At 60.7% G+C, this 23906-nt stretch carries 22 protein-coding genes; 12 read left to right on the top strand and 10 right to left on the bottom strand.

All coding sequences use genetic code 11. The features are described 5' to 3' along the window. Nucleotides 1–3: 3 nt before the first annotated feature. The 6 genes from tolR to L1071_RS12570 are packed head-to-tail and all read left to right on the top strand — an operon-like array spanning nucleotide 4 to nucleotide 5020. Complete coding sequence (gene tolR, locus L1071_RS12595; protein ID WP_246975378.1) at nucleotides 4–444, top strand: protein TolR; 441 nt, start codon at nucleotides 4–6, stop codon at nucleotides 442–444. Between the two features lie 9 nt (nucleotides 445–453). Then, the gene (gene tolA, locus L1071_RS12590; RefSeq protein ID WP_246975375.1) at nucleotides 454–1548 is read left to right on the top strand and encodes a cell envelope integrity protein TolA; all 1095 of its coding nucleotides are present in this window, start codon (nucleotides 454–456) and stop codon (nucleotides 1546–1548) included. Then, nucleotides 1548–2834 (top strand): Tol-Pal system beta propeller repeat protein TolB, encoded by a 1287-nt coding sequence (tolB, locus tag L1071_RS12585; RefSeq protein ID WP_246975373.1) that lies wholly within the window; start codon nucleotides 1548–1550, stop codon nucleotides 2832–2834. The genes tolA and tolB overlap by 1 nt, the downstream gene beginning before the upstream one ends. Before the next feature lie 41 nt (nucleotides 2835–2875). Beyond that, nucleotides 2876–3409: a peptidoglycan-associated lipoprotein Pal gene (pal, locus tag L1071_RS12580; protein ID WP_246975371.1), complete on the top strand. Its 534-nt coding sequence runs from the start codon at nucleotides 2876–2878 to the stop codon at nucleotides 3407–3409. An 18-nt stretch (nucleotides 3410–3427) separates the two neighbouring features. After that, entirely contained in the window at nucleotides 3428–4231 is an 804-nt protein-coding gene (gene ybgF / locus L1071_RS12575; protein ID WP_246975369.1) for a tol-pal system protein YbgF, read from the top strand. Nucleotides 4232–4258: 27 nt separating this feature from the next. Continuing rightward, nucleotides 4259–5020 carry a YciK family oxidoreductase gene (locus L1071_RS12570; protein ID WP_246975367.1) on the top strand — a complete coding sequence of 254 codons (762 nt, stop codon included), beginning with the start codon at nucleotides 4259–4261 and terminating at the stop codon, nucleotides 5018–5020. Between the two features lie 26 nt (nucleotides 5021–5046). On the opposite strand, the gene L1071_RS12565 is transcribed toward L1071_RS12570, so the two are convergent. Together L1071_RS12565 and ubiG are read right to left on the bottom strand one after the other, a co-directional pair. Continuing rightward, complete coding sequence (locus tag L1071_RS12565; protein ID WP_246975365.1) at nucleotides 5047–5739, bottom strand: HAD-IA family hydrolase; 693 nt, start codon at nucleotides 5737–5739, stop codon at nucleotides 5047–5049. Beyond that, nucleotides 5736–6473 (bottom strand): bifunctional 2-polyprenyl-6-hydroxyphenol methylase/3-demethylubiquinol 3-O-methyltransferase UbiG, encoded by a 738-nt coding sequence (gene ubiG / locus L1071_RS12560; protein ID WP_246975363.1) that lies wholly within the window; start codon nucleotides 6471–6473, stop codon nucleotides 5736–5738. Before ubiG ends, L1071_RS12565 begins: the two co-directional genes overlap by 4 nt. Before the next feature lie 289 nt (nucleotides 6474–6762). Here ubiG and galU point away from each other — a divergent pair, with 289 nt between their 5' ends. Further along, a complete protein-coding gene (gene galU, locus L1071_RS12555; protein WP_246975361.1) occupies nucleotides 6763–7650 on the top strand; it encodes a UTP--glucose-1-phosphate uridylyltransferase GalU in 888 nt (295 codons plus the stop codon). A gap of 4 nt (nucleotides 7651–7654) precedes the next feature. Beyond that, the gene (locus tag L1071_RS12550) at nucleotides 7655–8947 is read left to right on the top strand and encodes a nucleotide sugar dehydrogenase (protein ID WP_246975359.1); all 1293 of its coding nucleotides are present in this window, start codon (nucleotides 7655–7657) and stop codon (nucleotides 8945–8947) included. Between the two features lie 54 nt (nucleotides 8948–9001). Here the strand turns inward: L1071_RS12550 and L1071_RS12545 are convergent, their stop codons facing one another. Further along, the gene (locus L1071_RS12545) at nucleotides 9002–9583 is read right to left on the bottom strand and encodes a superoxide dismutase (RefSeq protein ID WP_246975357.1); all 582 of its coding nucleotides are present in this window, start codon (nucleotides 9581–9583) and stop codon (nucleotides 9002–9004) included. A 157-nt stretch (nucleotides 9584–9740) separates the two neighbouring features. Between L1071_RS12545 and L1071_RS12540 the strand changes: the two genes are divergently transcribed. The 3 genes from L1071_RS12540 (at nucleotide 9741) to tamB (ending at nucleotide 16528) form a co-directional block, all read left to right on the top strand. Then, entirely contained in the window at nucleotides 9741–10562 is an 822-nt protein-coding gene (locus L1071_RS12540) for a hypothetical protein (RefSeq protein ID WP_246975355.1), read from the top strand. 135 nt (nucleotides 10563–10697) lie between these two features. Continuing rightward, nucleotides 10698–12524, top strand: a complete 1827-nt coding sequence (gene tamA, locus L1071_RS12535) for an autotransporter assembly complex protein TamA (RefSeq protein ID WP_378109641.1) — start codon at nucleotides 10698–10700, stop codon at nucleotides 12522–12524. Next, nucleotides 12488–16528 carry an autotransporter assembly complex protein TamB gene (gene tamB / locus L1071_RS12530; RefSeq protein ID WP_246975353.1) on the top strand — a complete coding sequence of 1347 codons (4041 nt, stop codon included), beginning with the start codon at nucleotides 12488–12490 and terminating at the stop codon, nucleotides 16526–16528. Before tamA ends, tamB begins: the two co-directional genes overlap by 37 nt. Here tamB and L1071_RS12525 read toward each other — a convergent pair. Next, complete coding sequence (locus L1071_RS12525) at nucleotides 16497–16976, bottom strand: YchJ family protein (RefSeq protein WP_246975351.1); 480 nt, start codon at nucleotides 16974–16976, stop codon at nucleotides 16497–16499. The genes tamB and L1071_RS12525 overlap by 32 nt on opposite strands. Nucleotides 16977–16990: 14 nt before the next feature. On the opposite strand from L1071_RS12525, the gene msrA reads away from it, so the two are divergent. After that, complete coding sequence (gene msrA / locus L1071_RS12520) at nucleotides 16991–17626, top strand: peptide-methionine (S)-S-oxide reductase MsrA (RefSeq protein ID WP_246975349.1); 636 nt, start codon at nucleotides 16991–16993, stop codon at nucleotides 17624–17626. A 32-nt stretch (nucleotides 17627–17658) separates the two neighbouring features. On the opposite strand, the gene L1071_RS12515 is transcribed toward msrA, so the two are convergent. From L1071_RS12515 to L1071_RS12490, 6 genes are all read right to left on the bottom strand, one after another. After that, on the bottom strand, nucleotides 17659–18687 hold the full coding sequence (locus L1071_RS12515; protein WP_246975347.1) for a hydrolase: 1029 nt from the start codon (nucleotides 18685–18687) through the stop codon (nucleotides 17659–17661). Nucleotides 18688–18769: 82 nt separating this feature from the next. After that, nucleotides 18770–19687: a LysR family transcriptional regulator gene (locus tag L1071_RS12510; protein ID WP_246975426.1), complete on the bottom strand. Its 918-nt coding sequence runs from the start codon at nucleotides 19685–19687 to the stop codon at nucleotides 18770–18772. 120 nt (nucleotides 19688–19807) lie between these two features. Continuing rightward, nucleotides 19808–20872, bottom strand: coding sequence for an ABC transporter ATP-binding protein (locus L1071_RS12505; RefSeq protein ID WP_246975345.1), 1065 nt, complete (start codon nucleotides 20870–20872; stop codon nucleotides 19808–19810). Next, nucleotides 20869–21870 (bottom strand): ABC transporter ATP-binding protein, encoded by a 1002-nt coding sequence (locus L1071_RS12500; protein WP_246975343.1) that lies wholly within the window; start codon nucleotides 21868–21870, stop codon nucleotides 20869–20871. Before L1071_RS12500 ends, L1071_RS12505 begins: the two co-directional genes overlap by 4 nt. A 5-nt stretch (nucleotides 21871–21875) precedes the next feature. After that, nucleotides 21876–22817: an ABC transporter permease gene (locus L1071_RS12495; RefSeq protein WP_246975341.1), complete on the bottom strand. Its 942-nt coding sequence runs from the start codon at nucleotides 22815–22817 to the stop codon at nucleotides 21876–21878. Then, nucleotides 22814–23863 carry an ABC transporter permease gene (locus tag L1071_RS12490; RefSeq protein WP_246898214.1) on the bottom strand — a complete coding sequence of 350 codons (1050 nt, stop codon included), beginning with the start codon at nucleotides 23861–23863 and terminating at the stop codon, nucleotides 22814–22816. The genes L1071_RS12495 and L1071_RS12490 overlap by 4 nt, the downstream gene beginning before the upstream one ends. Nucleotides 23864–23906: the final 43 nt, after the last annotated feature.

Raw genomic sequence — 23906 nt, 5'->3', positions numbered from 1 at the left:
AGCATGTACGGATCCTATCATCATCGCCAGCGGCGTAAGCCGATGGGCGAGATCAATGTCGTGCCGTTCATCGATGTAATGCTGGTGCTGTTGGTGATCTTCATGATCACCGCCCCCATGCTCAATCAAGGTGTCGATGTCGAACTGCCACAGGTGTCTTCCGAGCCCATCGATACCCAGGAGCAAGAGCCACTGATCGTGTCGGTGGACCGTGAAGGGCAGTACTACATTTCCCTGGGAGACGAAGAGACGTCCGTCGCCCTCGATGAACTCGGGGAAAAGGTCAAGGCCATGCTGAGCCGCAACGCGGATACACCGGTCATGGTGCGTGGCGATCGTAATGTTGCCTATGGTCAGATCGTGACATTGATGAGCACACTGCAAGGGTCGGGAGTGGGCAACGTCGGACTTATCTCCGAACCCCCTTCCGGCGGTGAAGAGTGAGGCATCGACATGGCGAAACGTGAACGCCGTGTAGGCTATGGCTGGCCAGTGCTGCTGGCCATTGGCGTGCATATCGCGGCGCTGATGCTCACTATCATCAAATGGCCTGAAAGCGAGCCAGACCCAACCTCTTCATCGGTGGTCCAGGCGACGCTCGTGCGCGCGGAAACGGCGACCGATCAGCCCCAGCAGACCGAGGAATCCACTCCGCCGCCTTCACAGTCGGAGGAAGAGGATGCGCCGAAACCCGAAGAATCGGCGCCTGAGGAATCGTCCAAGGAGCCAGCGCCCGATAACGATGCCGAGGTAACGGATAACGCGGTGGAAGAAGCCAAAGCCGAAGCCCGGCGCTTGCAGGAAGAAGCGCAACGCGCAGAACAGCAGCGAGCCGAAGCCGAGCGACAACGTCAGGAAGAAGCTGAAGCCGAGAAGAAGCGCCAGGCGGAAGCCGAGGCCGAACGGCAGCGTCAGAAAGAAGCTGAAGCTGAGCGGCAGCGTCAGGAAGAAGCCGAGGCCGAGCGGAAGCGTCAGCAAGAGGCCGAAGCCGAACGACAGCGTCAGCAAGAGGCCGAAGCCGAACGACAGCGTCAGAAAGAGGCTGAAGCCGAGCGACAACGTCAGGAAGAAGCCGAAGCCGAGCGGAAGCGTCAGGAAGAAGCCGAGGCCGAGCGGAAGCGTCAGGCGGAAGCCGAGGCCGAGCGGAAGCGCCAGCAAGAGCTCGCCGAACGGGCAGCCCAGGCCAATGAGTCATCACTGGACAGCATGATCAGTGATGAAGAACAATCCATTGCTAACGCCGAGCAGGCCAGCGAAGCCGCTAATGGCTTCAAGAACCTGGTTCGCAGATACGTCGAGCAAAGCTGGAATGTACCCTCCAATGCGTCTTCGGAGTTACGCGCCATCGTGCGAATCCAATTACTGCCCACTGGCGAGCTAGTAAACGCCACGATCACTCAAAGCAGTGGCAATTCCGCTTTCGATCATTCCGTGATCAATGCCGTCGAAAAGGCGGCGCCATTCCGTGAGATGCGCGAACTCGACGCTTCGGTAAAAGGTCAGTTCCGTGAATTCAATCTGGACTTCAACCCAGAGGATATCCGCTGATGAAACGACTCAACCTTTGGGCAGCTACGTTGCTGCTGATGTTGTGCGCTGGTATGGCGCATGCCGAGCTGACCATCGAAATCACCAAAGGCAGCGATCAAGCCATCCCCATTGCCATCGTGCCCATGGAAGGAGGAGATCAACTACCGGAAGAGGTCTCGCGCATCGTCGGCAATGACTTGGAACGCAGCGGTCGTTTCGAGCCATTGTCGCGTGAATCGCTGATCTCGCGGCCCAGCAGCAGCGATGATGTTCACTATCAAGACTGGCAACAGCTGGATAGCGACTATTTGGTGGTGGGCAAGGTCGAGAACCAGGATGGTCAGTACCGCATCCAGTACGAGCTTCTGGACGTCAATGGCGAAGACCGCATGCTCGGCGAAGTCGTGACCTCCAGCCGTGATCAACTGCGCGATAGCGCACACTATATCAGTGATCAGATCTTTGAAGAGATCACCGGTATTCGCGGCGCCTTTTCGACGAGCATCGCCTATGTCTCGGCCAGTGGCGTCGAGGATAACATCAAGTATACCTTGAATATCGCCGACTCCGATGGGCACAACAATCAGCAGATTCTGTCCTCGGACGAGCCCATCATGTCGCCGGCGTGGTCACCCGACGGGCAAAAGCTGGCCTATGTCTCATTCGAGACGGGGCGGCCCTCCATTTATGTCCAGAATCTTGCCACAGGGCAGCGTGTTCGCCTGACCTCCTTCGAGGGCATCAATGGCGCACCGGCTTGGTCGCCGGATGGTCGCAAGCTGGCGATGTCGCTATCCAAGGATGGCCAGCCGGAGATCTACGTCATGGATCTCGGTTCGCGTGACCTCACGCGTCTGACGCACAGCGACGCGATCGACACCGAACCCGAGTGGGCACCCAACGGCCGTAGCTTGATTTTCACCTCCGACCGTAGTGGCAATCCGCAGATCTATCGTTACAGCCTGGGAGACGAGCAGGCCCAGCGGATCACCTTCACTGGCAGCTACAATTCACGTGGCCGTTTCAATCCAGAGGGCGATGCGATATTCATGGTGACCCGCGACGACGATGGTTTCCACGTTGCTCGACAGGATCTGGATACCGATCGCATGACGATCCTCACCGATTCCAACTGGGATGAATCTCCCAGTGTCGCGCCGAATGGCACCATGGTAATCTTCGCCACGCAAGAAGGGACCCGCGGTGTATTGGGGGCCGTATCGGACGATGGGAGTGCTTCTTTCCGGCTGCCATCGCCACAAGGGGACGTCCGCGAACCCGCATGGTCGCCCTTTTTGGACTAAACCGCGTTAGAGTCATTCGACTTTCAAGCAAGGAGAAAACAATGCAATTCAAACCGTATGCTCAAGGGCTCGCCGTCGCCATTTCACTCGCCGTTCTCGCGGGTTGTTCCAGCACTGGCGGCACTCAGGATGGCAGCATGGATGGCACCTCCGGAACAGGCGCCGGTGGATCAGGCTCTGCCTCCAGCCAAGGCATGGAAAGCGGGCAGGGCACCGCGGGCAGCGATATGAGCGACCGCGATGCCATGCCCGAACAGCGCACCATCTACTTCGCTTTCGACCGCGATACCATTCGTCCGGAATTCGAATCGGTACTCGAAGCGCATGCTCGATATCTCAAGAATCATCCCAACACCGATGTCGTCCTGGAAGGGCATGCCGACGAGCGCGGCACTCGCGAGTACAACCTAGGGTTGGGTGAGCGTCGTGCGCAAGCCGTCGAGCAATATCTCAGCGTGGAAGGCGTCTCGTCGTCACAGGTCGAAATCGTCAGCTATGGCGAAGAACGTCCTGCGGCCCGCGGTCACGATGAAGAGTCGTACGCCCAGAATCGCCGCGTCGTCTTTTCCTACTAAACGTCGCCGGAGTCAGGTATGAAACACGGTCTGAAAAGACTGTGCGGCGCGGGAGCCTTGGTGCTCCCGCTGTCCGTATGGGCTCAGCCCTCGGTCGATGACTTGACCGATCAGTCCAGCAGTAGCCTTTATAGCCAGACCGCCGTGCGTGGGGAAGCGGGCGGCGGTGGCGGCAATCTAACCTTATTCAATCAGCTTCAAGACAGCCAGCGCGAGATCAAGCAATTGCGTGGCCAGCTCGAGGAATTACGCTATCAACTCGAGCAGCAGAAGAAACTTTCGCAAGAACGCTTTCTGGACCTTGAAAAGCGCGTCGATAACATGGCGTCGCGTTCTGATTCCTCTAGAGATTCTTCCGGCGTCGATAGCGATGCAGCCGAGTCGGTCACCGGGGATGCCGGTACCAACGAATCGCAAGCAGGTGGTGCGCAAGAGGGCACGTCAGGCGACCAGGGGCGCGAAGATTATCAGGCGGCTTTCAAGAAGGTTCAGGCGCGTCAGTTCGATCAAGCAATCCAGGCCTTCGAGAATTTCGTCGGTGACTACCCGAATTCCGATTTACGCCCCAACGCGCACTATTGGCTAGGCGAATTGTATTCCGCGCAATCGCAATTGGACGCGGCCGCCGAGTCTTTCCAGACGGTCATCGATGACTATCCCGACAGCAACAAGGTCGCGGATGCTCTCTACAAGTTGGGACTGCTCAAGGCGCGCCAAGGCCATCCCGATGAAAGCACAAAGCTCCTCGAGCGCGTCCGCGACGACTATCCTGATAGCAATGCGTCTGACATGGCCAAGGATTTCCTGAACCAGTCAGAGTGATTGACGCGGCAAAATGGAGGATGACTCATGGAATGTCATATCGATTTTCATCCGCCAGCAAACCTGCTCGAGGGGCGGGTCATCCTCGTTACTGGCGCCGGGGCCGGTATCGGGCGCGCCGCCGCGCGGTCTTTTGCCGAGCACGGCGCCACGGTGGTCCTGGTCGGGCGTACGCTGGCCAAGCTCGAAGCGGTCTACGATGAAATCGAGACTGCCGGTGGTCCGCAACCCGCGATTTTTCCGCTCAACTTCGAGGGGGCGACACTCAAGGAATATCGCGATCTGGCCGACACGCTGGAACGCGAGTTCGGGCGTCTCGATGGCCTGCTGCACAACGCAGGGCTGCTCGGGGAATTGACGCCTTTTGCGCATTACGATCTGGAACTCTGGGAACGGGTGATGCAGGTCAATGTCACCGGGCCGGCGTGGATGACGCAGACGTTGCTGCCATTGCTCGAGGCGTCTCGCGATGCCTCGGTGGTGCTGACCTCCTCGAGCGTCGGACGCAAGGGACGCGCGCGGTGGGGTGCCTATTCGGTCTCGAAGTTCGCGACGGAAGGCTTCATGCAGGTGCTGGCCGAAGAACTCGAGCCCACTACCTCGGTACGTGTGAACACCCTCAACCCCGGGGCGACGCGCACTGCCATGCGGCAGCGAGCCTATCCTGATGAGGACCCAGCCACGTTACGCACGCCGCTGGACATCATGCCGACGTACCTGTGGTTGATGGGACCCGCCAGCCGGGGGCGTACGGGCCAGGCATTCGATGCTCAGCCACCGAGGGCGTAGCGTCGGTTCCCGCCTAGGCGGTGTCGTCAGTCGGAAGGCACCGCCAGCATGCCGTCTTCGCTTGGCCAAAGCGCCTGCGTCAAGCTTTCCGGCGTTTCGAACCAACGATCCACCGGCCACGTATCGGGGGTTTCTTCATCGCCAATGTAGCCATAGCGTACCGCGATAGCGTGCATGCCCGCCGCGCGCGCCGCCTGCATGTCACGTAGATGGTCACCGATGTACCAGCAATCGACGGGCGCGACGCCGAGACGGCGCGCTGCCTCGAGTAGTGGCGCAGGGTCGGGTTTCTTGAGCGGCAGATCATCCGCAGCCAGCAATACGCCATGTGTCAGACCGAGTGCTTCGACCAAGGGTGCGGCATAGGCGCGCGGTTTGTTCGTCACTATTCCCCAGGGGCGCTGGGTTCGGTCCCATGCTTCGAGCAGAGGCGTCAGGCCGGGGAATACGCGGCTATGCACTGCGATGTTACGGCCGTAGGTCTCGAGGAGGAAACGCCGGGCCTCGCCATGATCGGCATGCGTAGGCGCCCATCCCAGCGCCAGCTCCACCAGGGCGCTGCCGCCGTTCGAGACCTGTGCGCGGATGGTTTCATAAGGCAATGGCGCGAGTCCGTGATGGGTTCGCAAGGCATTGGTGGCTTGCGCCAGATCAGGCGCCGTGTCGACGAGCGTGCCGTCGAGATCGAAAAGCAGCGCCGCCGGCGTGGCGTAGCTCATTGCGCCTCTCCCGGGCCTGTCCATTCCGGTGTGCAATGCATCATATAATTCACGGACACGTCGTTGGCCACCAGGCGATAGCGCTTGGTCACGGGGTTGTAGGTCAGTCCGGTTTGCCGACGCACGCGTAATCCGGCGTCGCGGCACCAAGCGGATAACTCTGCCGGGCGAATGAACTTATCGTAGGTGTGCGTACCGCGAGGCAACAGCTGCAAGACATACTCGGCCCCCAGAATGGCGAACATGTACGCCTTGGGGTTGCGATTGATGGTCGAGAAGAACAAGTGGCCGCCGGGTTTGACCAGGGTCGCGCACGCACGCACGATTGCCGCCGGATCGGGGACATGCTCGAGCATTTCCAGGCAGGTGACGACATCGAACTCACCGGGATGCTGGGCCGCCATTTCTTCGGCGCTGATCTGGCGGTAGTCGACCTCTACCTCGCTGTCCTGCTGATGCAGCCGCGCAACGGCGAGCGGCGCTTCTCCCATGTCGATACCTGTGACCCGAGCGCCGCGATGGGCCATCGCCTCGCTGAGGATACCGCCGCCACAACCCACATCGATGGCGGCTTTGCCTGCCAGATTGGCCTGCTCATCGATAAAGTTCAGACGCAGCGGGTTAATCTCATGCAGCGGTTTGAACTCGCTTTCAGGATCCCACCAGCGGCTGGCAAGCGCTTCGAACTTGGCGATCTCGGCGTGATCCACGTTGTTACCGAACGTCTCGCTCATGGGGCTTCCTCTTGGAGAAATGATCGAACCGATGCCGCAGCATTCGTTTCGAAATCTAATGTCTGTATGGGGCGTCATGTGCCGGCACGCCAATAAAGCACATTCTACAATGTTACGCGTGGATGTTGAGGGGCGCATTCTGCCAATCTGCCAACCTCGACAATGCAAGACAGTGCGAACCTCTTTGTCTGAATACCATCAAAGGAATGCCGAATCGGTGGCGCCGTCGCGCTTTTCACTATGGCATACTGCCGACACTCGACCCTAGAACGCTAAGGAAGGACTCCTCATGATCAAGAAGGCCGTACTCCCCGTCGCTGGACTCGGCACCCGTTGCCTGCCAGCCTCCAAGGCCATTCCCAAGGAAATGATCACCATTGTCGACAAGCCGGTCATTCAATACGTCGTCGAAGAGGCGGTGGCCGCCGGCATCAAGGAAATCGTGCTGGTGACGCACTCCAGCAAGAGCGCTATCGAGAACCACTTCGACAAGAACTTCGAGCTCGAGGCGATGCTCGAAGCCAAGGGCAAGGATGAACTGCTCGCGGAAGTCCGCAACATCGTGCCCGAGGACGTAAGCATCATTGCCGTGCGCCAGCCGGTCGCATTGGGACTGGGGCACGCCGTGCTGTGTGCACAGTCAGTGATTGGCGACGATCCGTTTGCCGTGCTGCTGCCCGATGTGCTGGTAGATGCCGGCGATCTGGCGCAGAACGACCTGGCGGGCATGATCGAGGCTTACGGCAAGAGCGGCCAGGCACAGATCATGGTCGAAAACGTGCCGCAAGAGATGACCCACAAGTATGGGATCGTGGCACTCGAGGGCGAAGTACCGAGCCCCGGCGATAGCGCACCGTTGACCGGCATGGTCGAAAAACCCAAGGTGGAGGAGGCGCCTTCGAGCCTGGCGGTGATCGGGCGTTATTTGCTGCCGGCTGCTATCTTCCCGCTGATCGCCGACACCAAGCCCGGCGCGGGGAATGAGATCCAGCTCACCGACGCCCTGGAAACCCTGCGCCAGCAGCAGGGCGCCGAGGCCTATCGCATGCGTGGCAATACCTACGACTGCGGGCACCAACTAGGCTATCTGGAAGCCACGCTGGCACTCGCCAAGCGCCATCCCCAGTATGGCGAAGGATTCCGCTCCCTGTTGGGTCGTTACGCAAACGAGGGCTGATGCCATGCGCGTGAACGTGTATGGAAGCGAGCTATCGGCGGCCGTGGCGGCGGCAGCGCTTTCCTCGGTGGGGCACCAGGTTGACTGGTGCCCGCATCCCGAGGTGCCTTGGCAACGTCTGGAACATGCCGAATGGCTGCTTCGCGAACCGGGACTCAAATCCCAGATCGATGCGGGGTGTCGCTCGGGCTTGCTGCGCCTGACCGATACGCCCACGCGGGAAGAGGTCGAGATTCATTGGCTGGCGCTGGCTCCGGATCAGCGCGAGGCCGCCGAAGCCTATGTGGCCGATATTCCCGCTGCACAAAGCAGCCCGCTGGTAATCGTCAATAATTCGACGTTCCCGGTCGGCCACACCGAACGCCTCGAGGCCCTGCTAGGGCACGCCGACCAGTCAGCCGTCGCCTTGCCAGATATGCTGGAAGAAGGCCGTGCCTGGGAGACCTTCACTCGTCCGGCACGCTGGTTGCTGGGCAGCGAAGATAGCCAGGCCACCGCTCAGGTACGTGAGCTGCTACGTGCGTTCAACCGCCGTCAGGACGTCTTCCAGCTCATGCCACGCCGCGCTGCAGAGCTCTCCAAGCTGGCAATCATCGGCATGTTGGCAACACGCATCAGCTACATGAATGAATTAGCGGGTCTGGCCGACTCGTTGGATGTCGATGTCGAACACGTCCGCCTGGGCATGGGCGCCGACAGCCGCATCGGGTTCGAATATCTGTATCCCGGTTGTGGCTTTGGCGGTCCCAGCTTCTCGCGCGACCTCATGCGGCTGGCCGACGTCCAGCATGCTTCCGGTCGCGAATCGCTGCTGCTCGAGCATGTCCTCGACATCAACGAGCAGAAAAAAGAGACACTGTTTCGCAAATTCTGGCACCACTTCCATGGCCAGCTTTTCAAGCGGCGCGTGGCGATCTGGGGAGCGGCATTCAAGCCCGGCACCACCCGCATCGACCAGGCGCCGGTGCTGACCTTGCTCGAGGCGCTGCTGGCACAGGGCGTCCATGTCAGCATTCACGATCCCGAGGCGTTGCCGGCACTGCGTGACCTTTACGGGGATCATCCTCGCGTGCGCTTTTGCGACGGCGATTTTTACGCCGCTTGCGAGGGCGCGGATGCCCTGATGCTGGTCACCGAGTGGAAATGCTATTGGAATCCCAATTGGCGTCGTCTAAGTGAGCTCATGGCCACGCCGTTGATCCTCGATGGCCGCAATATCTTCGATCCCGATTATGTCGCGGCACGCGGTTTGATCTATCGCGGTATCGGCCGACGAGCGGACCCTGCGAATGCCTGAATGACGCACGCCCCGTCGAAACGGGGCGTGCTCAGTGCTTATCTCGACGGACGATCAGCCGTTGAAGTTCTGGGCGATGAAGTCCCAGTTGATGACATTCCACACGGCATCCAGGTATTTGGGCCGGGCATTGCGATAATCGATGTAGTAGGCATGCTCCCAGACATCGATGGTCATCAGCGGCGTCTGACCGTGCGCGATAGGGCAGTCGGCATCATCAGTGTTGCTGATGGTCACGCCACCATCGGCGGTCTTGATCAGCCAGGTCCAGCCGGAGCCGAAATTACCCGCCGCTTGGGCATTGAACGTTTCCTTGAACTGCTCGAAGGAACCGAAGGTCGCTTTGATCGCATCGCCCAACGCGCCCTTGGGTTCGCCGCCACCCTGTGGGGAGAGACAGTGCCAGTAGAAAGTATGGTTCCATACCTGGGCGGCCTGATTGAACATGACGCCGGAAGCCGATTGCATGATCTCTTCGAGTGACTTGTCGTCGTCGGCGGTACCCTGGGTCAACTCGTTGAGCTTGTTCACGTAGGCTTGATGGTGCTTGCCGTAGTGATACTCCAGGGTTTCGGCGGAGATATACGGTTCGAGCGCGTTTTTCTCATACGGTAGGGCGGGCAGTTCAAATGCCATGGTGTTCTCCTTTTGCTTAAAAACCTTACAATACCAAGCATCTGCGTCCTCAACGACGCCCGGTATCCTAGCACCGGCCCCGGTAAGCGCCCATTTCACCACACTCGTGGATGCGCCAGGGTATTGATTAATAACGTAGCCGAGACGAGAGCCGAGCATGTCTGAACGACCTGAAGGAACACGTCAGGAGCCGCGTATCGTGCCCGAGCGCGACGACCCCATCGCCGAGGAACGCCTCGACAGCCGTCCACAGCGTCGCAGCAGCGGCACGCGACGTCGTCGTTCGCGCGTCTGGCCATTATGGTGCCTGACGCTGCTCCTCATCGTCGCCTTGGCGGGAATCACAGGATTTTACTGGCAAGAGCGCCAAGCCTGGCAGGCGCGGTTTTCCAACCTTGAAGCACGTCAAAACACCTTGACCGACCGCCTAGACGCCACAGGCAGCTCGTTGGATGCCTCCGGCGACAGCTTGCGCAATGAACTGGACCGGCTGCGATCTGAACTGGGCGCTTCCCGCGCGGTGATAGGCAACCTGGAAACCAAGGTTAGCGAGCTGGAAGAAAGCACAGGTTCGGGCAATGCCCTGGAGAGGTTGCGTGAGACGCAAGAGACCCAGCAAGCTCTCATTGCCGCCCAGCAATCCTCGCTCAAGGCCCTGGAAAGCACTGGAGAGGATGCACGCGCCACCTTGTCGTCACGCTTGGAGTCTCTTTCCTCGGGCCAGGAAGAGCAGGGCGATGGGATCGAGGCTTTGTCACAGCGTCTTGAGGAACTGGCCGATGCACGTCAGGCCCGTGGCGCAACGCTTGACGACCTGCAAGAGAACCTCGACGATCTGAGCGCGCGTCTCGCGTCACTCTCCGGCGATCATGATGAGGTCGCCGATGAGGTCGCAGCCGTTCAGGACGATCTAAGGGAACTTCGCCAGGGACAATTGGCTCTCAATGCCAATGTGGAAGCGCTTTCCGCTTCTCAGTAATGCCGTCCTCGACTAATCACGCGATCTCACGACAAGGATTGAGTCATTGGAAATCAGCCGAGATCAACGCGCGAGGATTATCGCCTCGCCACGGGTGAACGTTGTCGATCAGCAGCATCGGGGAGGCTGATGCCGATGCCCCACTCCATGACAAGGCGCCTCCTGTGGGGAGCGGCATTGAGTATCGTCACGTCCGGCGCCTATGCGCTGGATGCGTCCGTTGAGGGGCTCGAAGGCCCCGCTGCCGAGAATGTTGTCACCTTCCTGCGCCCGGTCGATACCCAGAACATCAGCGAGGAACGTCTGGATAGCGAAGTCCGCGATCGCACCCAGCGGGCACTGCGTGCCTTCGGTTATTACTCGCCCCAGATCGAAACGGCGTACCCCAAGGGAACGTTCGATGCCGATGCCGTCGTTACCATCGACCCCGGCCCACAGACACATATCACCCAGCTCGACGTGGGTATCGACGGCGAGGCTGACAAGGATCGCGCCTTCCAGAACGCGCTCGATCAAGTCGCTCTCAAGGAAGGCGATGCACTACGTCATGACCGTTACGAAAGTGCCAAAAGCCGCTTTTCCACATTGGCGCTCGAACGCGGCTATTTCGATGCCGGCTTTACCCAACGTCGAATGGAGGTCCGTCCCTGGGAAGCCAGTGCGCGTATTTTCCTGAGGATGAACAGCGGGCCACGGTACCATTTCGGCAACATCCGTTTCTCGGGGAGCCAGATCGAAGAAGACCGCCTGCGCCGCATGCTGCCGTTTGAGGACGGCGATCCTTATCTGGCCGGGCAACTGGCCGAGTACAACCAGCGTCTGGGAGAAACCGACTGGTTTCGCGGCATTGCCGTGCGCCCACGTCTCGATAGTGGCGGAGGTGGCGCGAATAATGGGCGATGGTGGCAAGAGGCCACCGGGCGTAGACCTCCTTTGACGAGTGGTCCAGGGCTTGCCGCCGTGCGCCAACTCCATGGCCAGCAGCGTACCGACGTGCCTGTCGACGTCGATGTGATTCCCGCCGACCGCCACCAGTTCGAAACCGGGATCGGCTACGCCACCGATGTGGGGCCACGCGTTCAATTCAGTTGGGATATGCCGTGGCTTAATGATCGCGGCCACAGCCTGTCGAATGCCTTGTATCTCTCGGGTCCCGAGCAACGCTTCGACGGTGAGTATCTGATGCCGCTGGCGGACCCGCTACGCGATAGCTACCGCCTCGGCTATGGTCTGCGCAAGCTCGATAACGAAGACACGCAAAGCATGGAGAGTTCGGTCGAGCTGGCGCGACGCTGGGAGTTCGACAACGACTGGGTGCAGGAACTCTATTTTCGTACCACATACGAGGATTTCACCCAGGCGGATCAGGACGAACAAGTCCTGCTGCTTTATCCTGGCATCAGTTGGACCCGTACCCGCACGCGGCAGCCCAATTTCCCCATGTGGGGTGATCGACAACGGCTGGCGTTGGAGGTCTCCGATCCCAAGTGGGGGTCGGACGCGCGCTTCTTGCGCACCACGTTCGATTCGCAATGGATTCGTACACTGGGACAGGACAACCGCTTCGTCGGCCGCATCGGCGGGGGTGCCATGGCCACCGACACCTTCGACAAGATTCCTCCTTCGCTACGCTTCTTCGCCGGGGGCGATCAAAGCGTGCGCGGCTACAGCTACGAGAGTCTGTCGCCGGAGAACGACGACGGCGAACTGCTCGGTGGCCAGCACATGTTGACCGCCAGCGCCGAGTACCAGCGCCGGGTCACCGGAAACTGGTGGGGAGCAACGTTCATCGATACCGGCAATGCCTTCGATGAATGGTGGCCCGAGGAACTCAAGACCGGTGCGGGTATCGGTGTGCGATGGATTTCCCCCGTGGGCCCCGTACGTTTCGATATCGCCCATCCTTTCGATAATGAGGAGGACGCGTGGCGTCTGCATTTCGCCATCGGACCGGAATTCTGATCCGTGCACTGATTTACATACCACTGTGGCTCTTGGGACTGGTGTTGTTGTTGCTCGGGGGGGCGTTGTCGCCCTGGGGAACCGCGTGGCTGGCCGACCAAGGTCAGTCACGCGGCTGGTACGAGGTCGAGGAGGTGGAAGGCGCGCCGCTGGACACGCTGACGTTACGCGGCCTGCACCTCGATATCGGCACTCTCACCCTCGATGTCGAGCGCTTGCATCTAAGCTGGGCCGACGATTGTCTGCTGGACGGCAAACTCTGTCTCCAGGGACTGCAAGTCAAGGGCGCGCACATTGCCTTGTCACCTGGCGAGTCCAGCGATGACGCCCAGGCCGACGCCTCCTCCGGCGGTGGGATGCCCGCGCTGTGGTTCCCGTTCCCCATCGAGATACGCGCCCTCGGGCTCGAGGACGTACGCGTCGATCTGGCCGATGGCACGCAACTGCAATGGGATGACTTCACCAGCGGGGCGCGCGTCTCCGGCAACGACCTTACATTACTGCCCACACGCTTGGAGGGAACTCAACTCTACCTGCCGATGAGCGAGGGACAGCGCCTGACCCAAGGAATGGCATCGCCGGCGATGCCTGCAGCAACTATCGATGCCGCTTCACAGGCAGTCGAGAGTCATGCTGCCGAGGAATCCGCGACCGATAAGTCATCTGAGACCAAAGAAGTGCCTGCGGCTGATAGTCAGACATCCGATACCGATTCCGCACACCGCCTTGAATTACCCGAGATCGACTTGCCGCTCGACATCCGCGCCCCGAGCCTGGTGATCGACGACTTCCAGTTGCGTGGCGCAACGTCCTACCATCTAGCGCGGGCCACGCTGTCGCTGTCCACCGAAGGCAGCGACGTTGCGATTCATCGGCTGCACGTGCGCAGCGATGACGGTGAAGCGGAACTTGCCTTGCAGGCTACTTTGAGCGGCGATTATCCCCTCCACGGCAGTTTGGAAACGCATATCGCACGTGCTCCGTTGGCCGGTCAGCGAGCGACGTTGACGCTGGATGGCTCTCTGGCCGATCTGGCGCTCGACCTCGACGCCAATGGTCCCGTCACGGCCACGCTGAAGGGACAGGTCGATGCGCTGGCACCGACCTTGCCATTCGATCTGTCGCTTGAGGCCAACGATATCACCTGGCCGCTGGCGGGCGCGCTCACCGCGCCTGAGCTCGCTGCGCAGAGCCGTCTGGACACCGCCGCGCTGTCGGCGTCACAGCGCGTGGGCGCTGGCAAGGCGGCTTATCGGCTCGACACGCTGCATCTCGACGCCGATGGCTCCCTGGAAGATTATCGGGTCGCACTCGATTTGGCGGCACGTGGTGATGGTCTCCCCAAGAGTCGATTGACGCTCGAGGGCCGTGGCGATACGTCTCACTTCGCCTGGGCACCGCTCACACTCGAGGCCGAAGGCGGAACCCTGACCGGCCGCGGTCAGGTGGACTGGGCCTCGGCACTCTCAGTGGAAAGCGAGCTTCAGCTCGACAAGCTGCCCGTAGGCGCCTTCACCGAGGCCGTCGACGGGACGCTCAACGGCGAGGCGCGCGTCGGCTTCGACATGCAGCCTCAGGGCTGGCGGCTACGCATACCGCAGTTGGCCATCGATGGCACCTTGCAAGACAGAGCCCTGCGCTTGAACGCCAAGTTCAGCGGCAATAGCCAGATGCAATGGGCGATCGACCAGCTCGACCTGCGTCAGGGCGATAACCGCATCACCGCCGAAGGCAACATCGGGCAACGTCTGAACCTGCGCAGCCGCATCGAGGCACCGCAGCTGGCCACGCTTTGGCCCGGGCTCGGTGGCGCCTTGCAGGGCGACCTCGACGCTCAGGGCTCCCTCGAGTCGCCGCGTCTCGACCTCGACATGACCGGTGAGGCGCTACGCTACCAGACGCAACAACTCGAATCCCTGTCGCTGAAGGCGCATAGCGAAGGAATCGACGACCCGCGTGTGAAGGCCGACGTGTCTATCGAAGGACTCGAGGCCGGCGGCCAACATGTCGACGCCCTGAGCCTCGCGCTGGCTGGGCGTTTATCTCAGCACACGCTAGAGCTCGATGCTCAACTGGGAAGCGGCCTACCGCTTTCACAAGCGAGTCTCACGCTTGACGGCCAGTACGACGCCGACACTCAGCGCTATCGCGGGTCGCTGGCCCCGCTCGAACTGGCGACCGAGTACGGCGATATCGCGCTCGATGACGCCCTGGACTTTGATGCCGATGTCGCCGCCCAACGCGTGACACTCTCGCCGTTCTGTCTTGTGCGCCAACAGGGAGGCGCAGCCTGTCTCGTCGACCAGGCGCGACTCTCCGCCGATGCCGGCGACGCGTCACTGGCCTTGCGCGACGTTCCCATGGACCTGCTTGCCGATAAACTGCCCTCGGGCTGGCACGTGGATGGCGAGACCCAGGGCGAGGCCAATCTAAGCTGGCAACAGGCAGGCCAGCAGTGGCATGCCGAAGGGCAGATCGATAGCCAACTGGATGTCACCGGCGAAGATGCTCGTGGCAACCCGTGGGAACTGCCGGACAGCCGCCTCGCGGCGACGTTCGATGCCACGCCATCTCGCGCCGATACACGTCTGACACTCGATCAAGGCGACACCGGGCAACTGGCGTTGTCGTTGGGCATCGACGATCCGTTGGGCGAAGCCGCCCTGGAAGGGCGCCTGCAGGTCGATGACGTCGCCTTCGCGCCGTATCGTGCGCTCGTCGAGGGTTTATCCAACCTCGAAGGGTCACTCGCCGGCGATGTCACCTTCGCCGGGACGTTGCGTCAGCCCGACCTCAATGGTGAGCTGACCGCCGAAGGCGTAAAAGCACGTGGCGCGGCCATTCCCGTCGCGATACGCGATGCGCGGCTGGGTATCGACTTCGCCGGACAACGCGCCGATATCGAAGGGTTTGTGGCCGGAGAGAAAGGGCAGCTCAACCTGGATGGCGAAGCCGACTGGCAGGATCCCGCAGCCTGGCAGGCACGTCTGGGTATCGAGGGCCAGGAAGATCCGTTAGAGGTCAGCTTGCCGGACTTCGGGCGTTTGCGCGTCGCCCCGGACCTGCGCGTCGACGCCAATCCGGACCGCTTGCGTGTACGTGGCGATGTTGATGTCCCCTGGGCGCGCCTGGAGGTGGGCAAGATCCCGCCCTCCGCCGTCGCACCCAGCAGCGACGAGGTCATCATCACGCGTGAGGAGGATGCGGCCCAGCAAGAAGCCGAGGCGTCGGGCGAACAGGGCGAAGCCACGGCACAAGCACTCTCCGACGCCGGCATGGCACTGGATATCAGCGTCATGCTGCATCTCGGCCCGGACATGAGCCTGGAAGCCTATGGCCTCGAGTCGCAGTTGGAAGGCCAGCTCGAAGTACGCCAGGGTAGCGGCCCTGTGCAGTTATTTGGCAATGTCAACCTGGTCGATGGCAGTTATACCGCGTTCGGACAGGACCTAATCATTCGCCAGGGGCAGATTCTGTTCAGCGGGCCGGCGTCACAGCCGCGTCTGCAGTTCGAGGCGATTCGCAATCCCGACACCATCGAGGACGACGTCACCGCAGGTCTACGCGTCACGGGCCGTGCGGAAAATCCACAGTTGAGCATCTTCTCGGAACCCGCGATGTCGGAAAGTCGGGCCCTTTCCTATCTGCTCAGAGGCCGCGCACCGGGCGACGGTGGTGGCGATGGGGCACTGACCTCGGCGCTGATTGGACTCTCGCTGTCGCAGAGCGGGCGTGCCGTGGGCCAGCTTGGCCAGGCATTCGGTGTCGACGATTTAAGCCTCGACACCTCGGGCTCGGGCGAGGATAGTCAGGTTGTCGTCAGTGGTTATGTCTTCGATGACTTGAAAGTTGGCTACGGCGTTGGCATTTTCTCCCCCATCGCCGAGCTGACACTGCGTTATCGACTGATCCAAAACCTGTATCTGGAAGCGGTATCCGGCGCGGCTCAAGCTCTCGACTTGATTTATACCTTTAACCTCGGGCGCAGCAGCGCTTCGCCTTGAGGCCACTGCCGCAGGGACACGCGGCATTACGACCGATGTCGAGGCGACGCCACTGGGCGTCGCCGTCGATATAGAACCACTGGTCGGCATGAGTGACGAACCGAAAGCGACTGGTTTCGGTAAGACGCTGAAAGCCATCGGCGTCGATGAAATCGGCACTGAACGTCACCGTGCCTTTCTCGCCTTGTTGGGTGCTGTCATGGACGATCAGCTTCAGCCAGCGTGCTGTGTTCGTGGCCAGTGAGCCGCGAGTGGGGCATGTGGCGGGATCCCAGGTAGCGATCAACGCGTCGTACGCATCGCGCGCGAAGGCGCTATAGCGTGCTCGCATCAGCGCCTCAGGTGTCCTCGCGCGGCGCGGATCCTCATGGATTGGCGCGCAGCATTCATCGAAGCGCCGTGACTGCCCACAGGGGCAGGTATCGGACGCTTTTTTACTCATCGTCATGCGAGATTTTCCTTATGTGGCCACAAGAATCGCTCGAGCTTCCCACGCCAGAAACGGCACTCGAGGGGCGTGATACACCCATACGTATCAGCGGCACTCATTATGTCAACGGCCGTTCGATGTTGTCGCCGTTTCCCGAGGGGCATGAAGAAATCGTGCTGGGACTTGGTTGTTTCTGGGGTGCCGAACGTCTGTTCTGGGAGATGCCGGGCGTCTATGTGACGGCGGCAGGCTACGCCGGTGGTTATACGCCCAATCCGACCTACGAGGAAACCTGCAGCGGACACACCGGCCATGCCGAGGTGGTCTACGTGGTGTTCGACCCCACTGAAATCGGCCTGCCGGAATTGTTGCGTGCTTTCTGGGAAGCGCATGATCCGACGCAGGGCATGCGCCAAGGCAATGACATCGGCAGCCAGTACCGGAGCGTCATCTACACCACGGATGAGCTACAGCGCCCACTGGTCGACAAGAGCTGGCAAGAATACGACCAGGCCCTGCGCCAGCAAGACCGTGGCCACGTTACGACGGAAGTTGCTCCGCTCGAGGCCTTTTACTATGCGGAAGAGTATCACCAGCAATATCTGGCCAAGAACCCGGCGGGATATTGCGGCCTCAAGGGCACCGGAGTGGCCTGCCCGGTGACATAAAGCGCCAGACCTCTTCTAACAGTCAACGCGCATCACCCGTTGGGCCCTGCCGCCAACGAGCGGTGGGGAGTCAAATGCGCGGCCCAGCGTTCCAACTGCCATGCGACACGCCGCGCCAACCAGGAGTTCAGTCGCCCCTGACGTGACTCGACGAAACCGACATGCCCGCCTTGGCGGGCGATTTCCAGGCGCACGGCATCGCTCGGGGCCGGCAACCGCGAGAATAGGTCGGCGGGCATGAAAGGATCGTCTGCGGCGTGCAGGATCAGGGTCGGCAGTTCTATGTCGCCCAGCAGGCGGCCGGCGGAAGCGCGCCGGTAATAATCACTGGCCGATTGAAAGCCGTGCAAAGGCGCCGTTACCGCGTTGTCGTACGCCCAAAATGTCTCCAAGCCCGCGAGCTGTCGTGCATTGAGCGTGATCGGCAGAGGGCCAGCCGCCATCTTGGTGGTGATCTTGCGCTTGAGAGCACTGAGCAAATGACGCTGATAGACACGGGCAAAGCCACGATTGAGCGCATCGGCGCTGGCCGCCAGATCGAGTGGCGCACTGATGGCGATAGCCCCGGCCAGGTCGAGACCGTCGCCGCCTTGCTCGGCGACTAGCTTGAGAAGCATGTTGCCGCCCAACGAGACACCGGCTGCCACCTTGATGGCGCGTGGATAACGCAGCGCCAGCTGCCCGATGACCCAATAGGCATCTGCCGTATCGCCCGAATGATAGACCCGGGCAAGCCTGTTAGGCGCCTGTCCACAGCCACGAAAATGCATCAGTACCGCCCGCCAGCCCATCTCACTCGCCGCGCGCATCAATTCGCGTGCATACGGGGAGTCGAACGAGCCTTCCAAACCATGAAACAGCACGAATACCGGTGCGTCCGCTCGTGTGGGAGCCGGCTGGGCCCAGGCCAGCTCGACGAAATCGCCATCGGGTAGGTTAATGATTTCCGTTTCGCGCGCCAGCGGGGGCAGACGGCGAAAGCGGGGCAACAGGGTTTGCACGTGGCGATTACCCAGTCCTCGTGGCGCACAAAAATCGGCGGAAAACAGCGTACGTGACATCGGCGTGGCTCTGGCGAATCTATCTGTAGCTTAGGCGCTTTTCGGACAGCGCCTAACACGTTGAGCTTGCTCGGCAAGTATCTCAGGCCTTGGCGTACGTTGCCTCGAGTTGTTGCCATAAACTTGGCACACCGGGGTGACGTGAATCCTTGCGCACGTACAAACGCAGATCCAGCGGGACATCCCAGCGCTCATCACCAGCGCGCACCAATTCGCCATTGGCCATTGGCGTGTTTACGCTGCGTTGCGGCAGCCAGCCCAGCCCATAACCTTCTATCACCAACTCACGAATATTGGTGGCCTGTACACTTTCATTGAGCGTGTTCAGATAGACGGCATCCGGCTGGCGGCCGAGGTGCGACTCGAGCGCAGCTGCCATCAAACCGCGTGGATGAAAAGCGATCAGCGGTTGGGGCTGGCGGCGCGTTCCCGGCAATGTGAAACGCGGACGCCCCTCGGTATCGGGGGCACTCACCGGAACGAGTCGTTCTTCGCCAAGATTCAGGTATTCAAGCTCGCTCATTTCAAGATCGAAAGCGATGCGTCCGCGCGGCCAGTACAACAATGCCAAATCGCATTCGCCGCGTTCCAGTCCATGCAGGTAATCGCCGATCAGCCAGCTCGTGGCGCGCAAGTAGGGCGATATCGCCGGTGTCAGGGCATGCTGATCGAACCAACCGGGCAGGAAATTCGACACCAGACTCTGCGGCGCGGCCAGCAGGATGCGCCTGGCCTCGTCAGCGGCAATCGACTGTAGACGGTCGCGCGTCAATCGCACGCGCTCGGTAATCTGCTCGCAAAGCGCTAGAAACTCCTCGCCGGCGGGCGTCAGGCTCAGCGGCAGCGTTTGGCGGTTGATCAAGGTGGTCCCCATTTCCTCCTCCAGCAGCTTGATACGCCGCGAGAAGGTCGGTTGGGTCACGTTCTGGGCATCGGCGGCCCGGGAAAAATGGCGTTCCCTGGCCAGCACGATGAAGTCTTCGAGCCAGCGGATTTCCATTATCAGACGCCATCCATCATCGTTGACGCCGCACGCCAGCCGAGGCGTGCGGCGTCGCATGGCAGCGCCCCGTCACGCGCAGGTGAACGGGTGCCGCAAGTTTGTTGCTCCACAATACGCTTAGATACGGCCTTCCTCGACCGCATGACACGCCACCTGATTGCCATCGTCAGTGACGATGAGCTGGGGTACTTCCTGGCGACAGCGCTCCATGGCGTGCGGACACCGGCCATGAAAGACGCAGCCCGAAGGAAGATGGACCGGTGTAGGCACCTCGCCGGAAAGACGCACGTGCTCGGGACGGTCGTCTTCAAGACGGGGAATCGCCGAGAGCAACGCTTGCGTATAGGGATGCTTGGGCTTCGCGAATAGCGAGCGTGTATCGGCCAGCTCACACACCGTGCCCAGATACATGACCGCCACACGCGTGCCGAAATGCTCGACGACCGCCAGATCATGGGTGATGAAGAGATACGTCAGGTGACGCTCGGCCTGCGCGTCCATCAGCAGGTTGAGCACCTGTGCCTGAATCGACACATCGAGCGCCGAGATCGGCTCGTCAGCGACGATGAACTCGGGATCGACGGCCAGCGCTCGGGCAATTGCGATCCGCTGGCGCTGACCACCGGAAAATTCGTGGCCGAAACGCTTGCCCCATTCCGGATCGATGCCTACCGACGCCATCACGTCGGCCACTTTGTCCTGGACCTGCGGTGTCGTCCAGTTCGGGTGATGAAAGCGCAGGGGCTCTTCCAGCGTCTGTTGAATCGTCATGCGCGGATTAAGCGAGGCATACGGGTTCTGAAAGATCATCTGCATGCGCTGGCGATAGGGGAGTAGCTGCTTGCCACGCATGTTATCGATGCGCTGACCGTCATAACTAATGTCCCCCGCGCTGGGCGACAGCAGCCCCATGACCAGCCGCGCTATGGTCGACTTGCCGCAACCGGACTCGCCGACCACGCACAAGGCCTCACCACGGTGAACGCTGAGGTCGACACCATTGATGGCATGCACCTGCTCATTGCGCCGCACCAGGCGACCTTTTTCGAAGTGCAACTGTTCGAGAAACCCGTCGGCCAACGGGAAATGTTTGTACAGTCCGCGAATCTCCAGCAAGGATTCGGCCTCCGCGTGGGTCGGTGACGCGGTCGCGGGCGAGGTCTGGGCGGCAACGGCGTTCATGAGGCCTCCTTGGCGAGCATGTCACGCACCATGTGGCATGCGACGTCGCAATTTCCCGAGGTAACGAACTCGGGGACCTCTTCGAGGCAATCGCGGCGCGGTTGTCCCGAAGCGTCGTAACGGTATTGGCAACGCGGATGGAAAGCGCAGCCACTCGGCGTATTGGATAATGCGGGCATCGAGCCGGGAATTTGATTGAGCCGGCTGCCTGGCGTGGTCATCTGCGGCAGGGCATTGAGCAAGCCCTGCGTGTAAGGATGCTGGGCATCGTTGATGATTTCACGCGTCGGTCCCTGCTCGATGACGCGTCCGGCGTACATGACCAGCGTGCGCTGCGTCATCTGGCTGACCACCCCCAAGTCGTGGGTGATCAACACCAGCCCCACGTTGTGCTTCTCGCACAGCTCGCGCAGCAAGGTCATGATCTCGGCTTGAATCGTGACATCCAACGCCGTGGTGGGCTCGTCGGCGACGATGATATCCGGGTCCAACAGGAGTGCGATCGCAATGATGATGCGCTGGCGCATGCCCCCGGAAAGCTCGTGAGGATATTGATGCAGACGTGTTTCCGGCGAGGGGATATACACCTGCTTGAGCTTGTGCAGGGCAATGGCGCGCGCTTCGCGTGTCGAGATACGTCGATGCGCCTTCAGGCTCTCGACCATCTGCTCGCCGATGGAAAGCACGGGATTGAGCGTCATCATCGGATCCTGAAAGATCATCGAGATCCGGTTGCCGCGCACACGACGCAGATCGCGTGCCGACATTCGCGCCAGGTCGTTACCCTCGAAGCGAATGCTGCCACCGGCGATATATCCCGGCTTGGCGATGAGATTGAGTAGCGTGAATGCGGCCACCGATTTGCCCGCGCCGGATTCGCCGACAATGCCCAGGCGCTCGCCACGATCCAGCGTGAAGCTGACGTCGCGCAAGGCGCGCACCTCGCCTTGGCGCAGGGCGAAGCGCACATCGAGATTGGAAACTTCGAGTAAAGCCATGTGCGTTACCCCTTGTAGAGCCGAGGATTCATGACGTCGCGCAGCCAGTCGCCAAGCAAGTTGACCACCAGTACCAGCACCACGAGGACCGCGCCGGGGATCAACGTGATCCACCAGGATCCGGACTGCAGATAATCAAAGCCGGACTTGATCAATGAGCCCAGAGAAGGCTGGGTTTCCGGCATACCCAGGCCTAGAAAGGAGAGGGCGGCCTCAGAAATGATGGCATTGGCGATCTGCACGGTCGAGATGACGAAAATCGGCGAGAGCGTGTTGGGCAGGATGTGGCGGAACATGATGCGCCGGTCGCGATACCCCATGACACGGGCGGCATCCACGTATTCCTTGGAACGCTCGGCGAGTACCGAAGCGCGCACCGTACGGGCGTATTGCGGCCATTCGGCAAGCCCGATGATCAACACCAGCAGCCAGACGGCGTAGTCGCTATACACGGCGCCGCCGAAAACTGCCTTGATCAAGGCGCCGACGATAATGGCGACCATCAGCGTCGAGAACGATAGCTGAATGTCCGCCAGGCGCATCAGAAACGCATCGATACGACCGCCCCGGTAACCGGCCATTAGTCCCACGGTCACCCCGATCAGCGCCTGGAGCATCACCGCCCCGAAGCCGATGATCAGCGAGACGCGGGCGCCATAGAGAATCGTCGAAAGCAGATCACGTCCCTGGGCATCGGTGCCCAGGGGGAAAAGAGCATCAGCCCCGTCGACCCATATGGGAGGAAGCTCGGAGTTGAGAATATTGATCTGGGTGAGATCGTAGGGGTTCATCGGCGCGAGCCAGGGCGCGCACACCGCTCCCAAAAGGATGCACAGGAAAATGGCCAGACAGAATTGCGCGATCCAGTCACGCTTGAAGCTGTAGACCAGGTAAGAATTACGGAAACGCTTCCAGCGGGAAGGCGTTATTGCAGTCGTTGTCGTCATGCCGGCTTCCCTGTCAGTTTCACGGTCGGATTGACCAGCCCGTAGATCAGATCGACCAACGTATTGGTGACCACGAAGATCAGGCCGACAATCATCAGGTAGGTGACGATGAGCGGAATATCCGAGCGCTGGATGGCTTCGAGGAACATGAGTCCCATGCCTGGCCACTGGAAGACGGTCTCGGTCAGGATGGTGTAGGCCACCATGGTGCCGAGTTGAACGCCGCCGACGGTAATGACCGGCAACATGGTGTTCTTAAGCGCATGCACGAAGTAGATGCGCTTGAGCGAAATCCCTTTGGCCGTGGCGAACTTGACGTATTCCGACTGCAGGACCTCGAGCATTTCGGCACGTATCAGGCGAATGAACAGCGGCAGCATGATCGACGCCAGCGAAACGGCGGGCAACACCAGGTACGTCAGGCCATCGAGGGAGAAGAAGTTGCTATCCCAGGTGCCGAAGAGATGCGTCAAGTTGTTGCCGCGCCCGTATGACGGCATTCCGCCTTCGGTGGACAGCACACCGTTGAGCCACTGTCCCCATCCCGTCTCCACCGGAAACGGTGAGAAGTCGACGCCGATCGCGAAGAGTTGAATCAACATGATGGCCGTCAGGAAGACGGGGATCGAAATACCGATGATGGACACGCTCATGAAAAAGCGTGACAGGGCCGATCGCGGACGTATCGCACAGTAGACCCCGATGGGCACCGAGAACACCACGATGATCAGTGTCGCAGCAATCACCAGTTCCAGTGTCGCCGGTAAATGGCGCTGAATAACCTCTGTCGTCGGCTCGTTGAAAAAGTACGAGTAACCGAAATCACCTTGCAGGGCGTTGGCCGCGAAGCGTCCGTACTGCACGAGGAAGGAGTCGTTGAGCCCCAGCTCTTCTCGCAGTTCGGCCCGCTGGCTCTCCGGCACGGACTGTCCCACCATTTGCTGGATGGGATCGCCCAGATTGCTCTGTATGGCGAAACTGATAACGCTGATGACGAACATGACCACGAAGGCATGCATCAGTCGCTTGATCAGAAAAGCGATCATGGGTGGCGCGTCCTGTTAAACGGGCATCTCCGACCCATGCCCA

The organism is Chromohalobacter sarecensis (assembly GCF_023061135.1).
Taxonomy (GTDB): Bacteria; Pseudomonadota; Gammaproteobacteria; order Pseudomonadales; family Halomonadaceae; genus Chromohalobacter; species Chromohalobacter sarecensis.
This window is presented reverse-complemented; position numbering and strand designations above follow the sequence as displayed.

Excerpts from the sequence above, each read along its gene's own strand:
- pal (WP_246975371.1), top strand. The coding sequence starts at position 2,876 with ATGCAATTCAAACCGTATGCTCAAGGGCTCGCCGTCGCCATTTCACTC.
- tolR (WP_246975378.1), top strand. The coding sequence starts at position 4 with ATGTACGGATCCTATCATCATCGCCAGCGGCGTAAGCCGATGGGCGAG.
- ubiG (WP_246975363.1), bottom strand. The coding sequence starts at position 6,473 with ATGAGCGAGACGTTCGGTAACAACGTGGATCACGCCGAGATCGCCAAG.
- L1071_RS12510 (WP_246975426.1), bottom strand. The coding sequence starts at position 19,687 with ATGGAAATCCGCTGGCTCGAAGACTTCATCGTGCTGGCCAGGGAACGC.
- L1071_RS12495 (WP_246975341.1), bottom strand. The coding sequence starts at position 22,817 with ATGACGACAACGACTGCAATAACGCCTTCCCGCTGGAAGCGTTTCCGT.
- L1071_RS12500 (WP_246975343.1), bottom strand. The coding sequence starts at position 21,870 with ATGGCTTTACTCGAAGTTTCCAATCTCGATGTGCGCTTCGCCCTGCGC.
- tolA (WP_246975375.1), top strand. The coding sequence starts at position 454 with ATGGCGAAACGTGAACGCCGTGTAGGCTATGGCTGGCCAGTGCTGCTG.
- tamA (WP_378109641.1), top strand. The coding sequence starts at position 10,698 with ATGCCCCACTCCATGACAAGGCGCCTCCTGTGGGGAGCGGCATTGAGT.
- L1071_RS12565 (WP_246975365.1), bottom strand. The coding sequence starts at position 5,739 with ATGAGCTACGCCACGCCGGCGGCGCTGCTTTTCGATCTCGACGGCACG.
- galU (WP_246975361.1), top strand. The coding sequence starts at position 6,763 with ATGATCAAGAAGGCCGTACTCCCCGTCGCTGGACTCGGCACCCGTTGC.
- L1071_RS12515 (WP_246975347.1), bottom strand. The coding sequence starts at position 18,687 with ATGTCACGTACGCTGTTTTCCGCCGATTTTTGTGCGCCACGAGGACTG.
- L1071_RS12540 (WP_246975355.1), top strand. The coding sequence starts at position 9,741 with ATGTCTGAACGACCTGAAGGAACACGTCAGGAGCCGCGTATCGTGCCC.
- L1071_RS12490 (WP_246898214.1), bottom strand. The coding sequence starts at position 23,863 with ATGATCGCTTTTCTGATCAAGCGACTGATGCATGCCTTCGTGGTCATG.
- L1071_RS12570 (WP_246975367.1), top strand. The coding sequence starts at position 4,259 with ATGGAATGTCATATCGATTTTCATCCGCCAGCAAACCTGCTCGAGGGG.
- L1071_RS12505 (WP_246975345.1), bottom strand. The coding sequence starts at position 20,872 with ATGAACGCCGTTGCCGCCCAGACCTCGCCCGCGACCGCGTCACCGACC.
- L1071_RS12550 (WP_246975359.1), top strand. The coding sequence starts at position 7,655 with ATGCGCGTGAACGTGTATGGAAGCGAGCTATCGGCGGCCGTGGCGGCG.
- msrA (WP_246975349.1), top strand. The coding sequence starts at position 16,991 with ATGTGGCCACAAGAATCGCTCGAGCTTCCCACGCCAGAAACGGCACTC.
- tolB (WP_246975373.1), top strand. The coding sequence starts at position 1,548 with ATGAAACGACTCAACCTTTGGGCAGCTACGTTGCTGCTGATGTTGTGC.
- ybgF (WP_246975369.1), top strand. The coding sequence starts at position 3,428 with ATGAAACACGGTCTGAAAAGACTGTGCGGCGCGGGAGCCTTGGTGCTC.
- L1071_RS12545 (WP_246975357.1), bottom strand. The coding sequence starts at position 9,583 with ATGGCATTTGAACTGCCCGCCCTACCGTATGAGAAAAACGCGCTCGAA.
- L1071_RS12525 (WP_246975351.1), bottom strand. The coding sequence starts at position 16,976 with ATGACGATGAGTAAAAAAGCGTCCGATACCTGCCCCTGTGGGCAGTCA.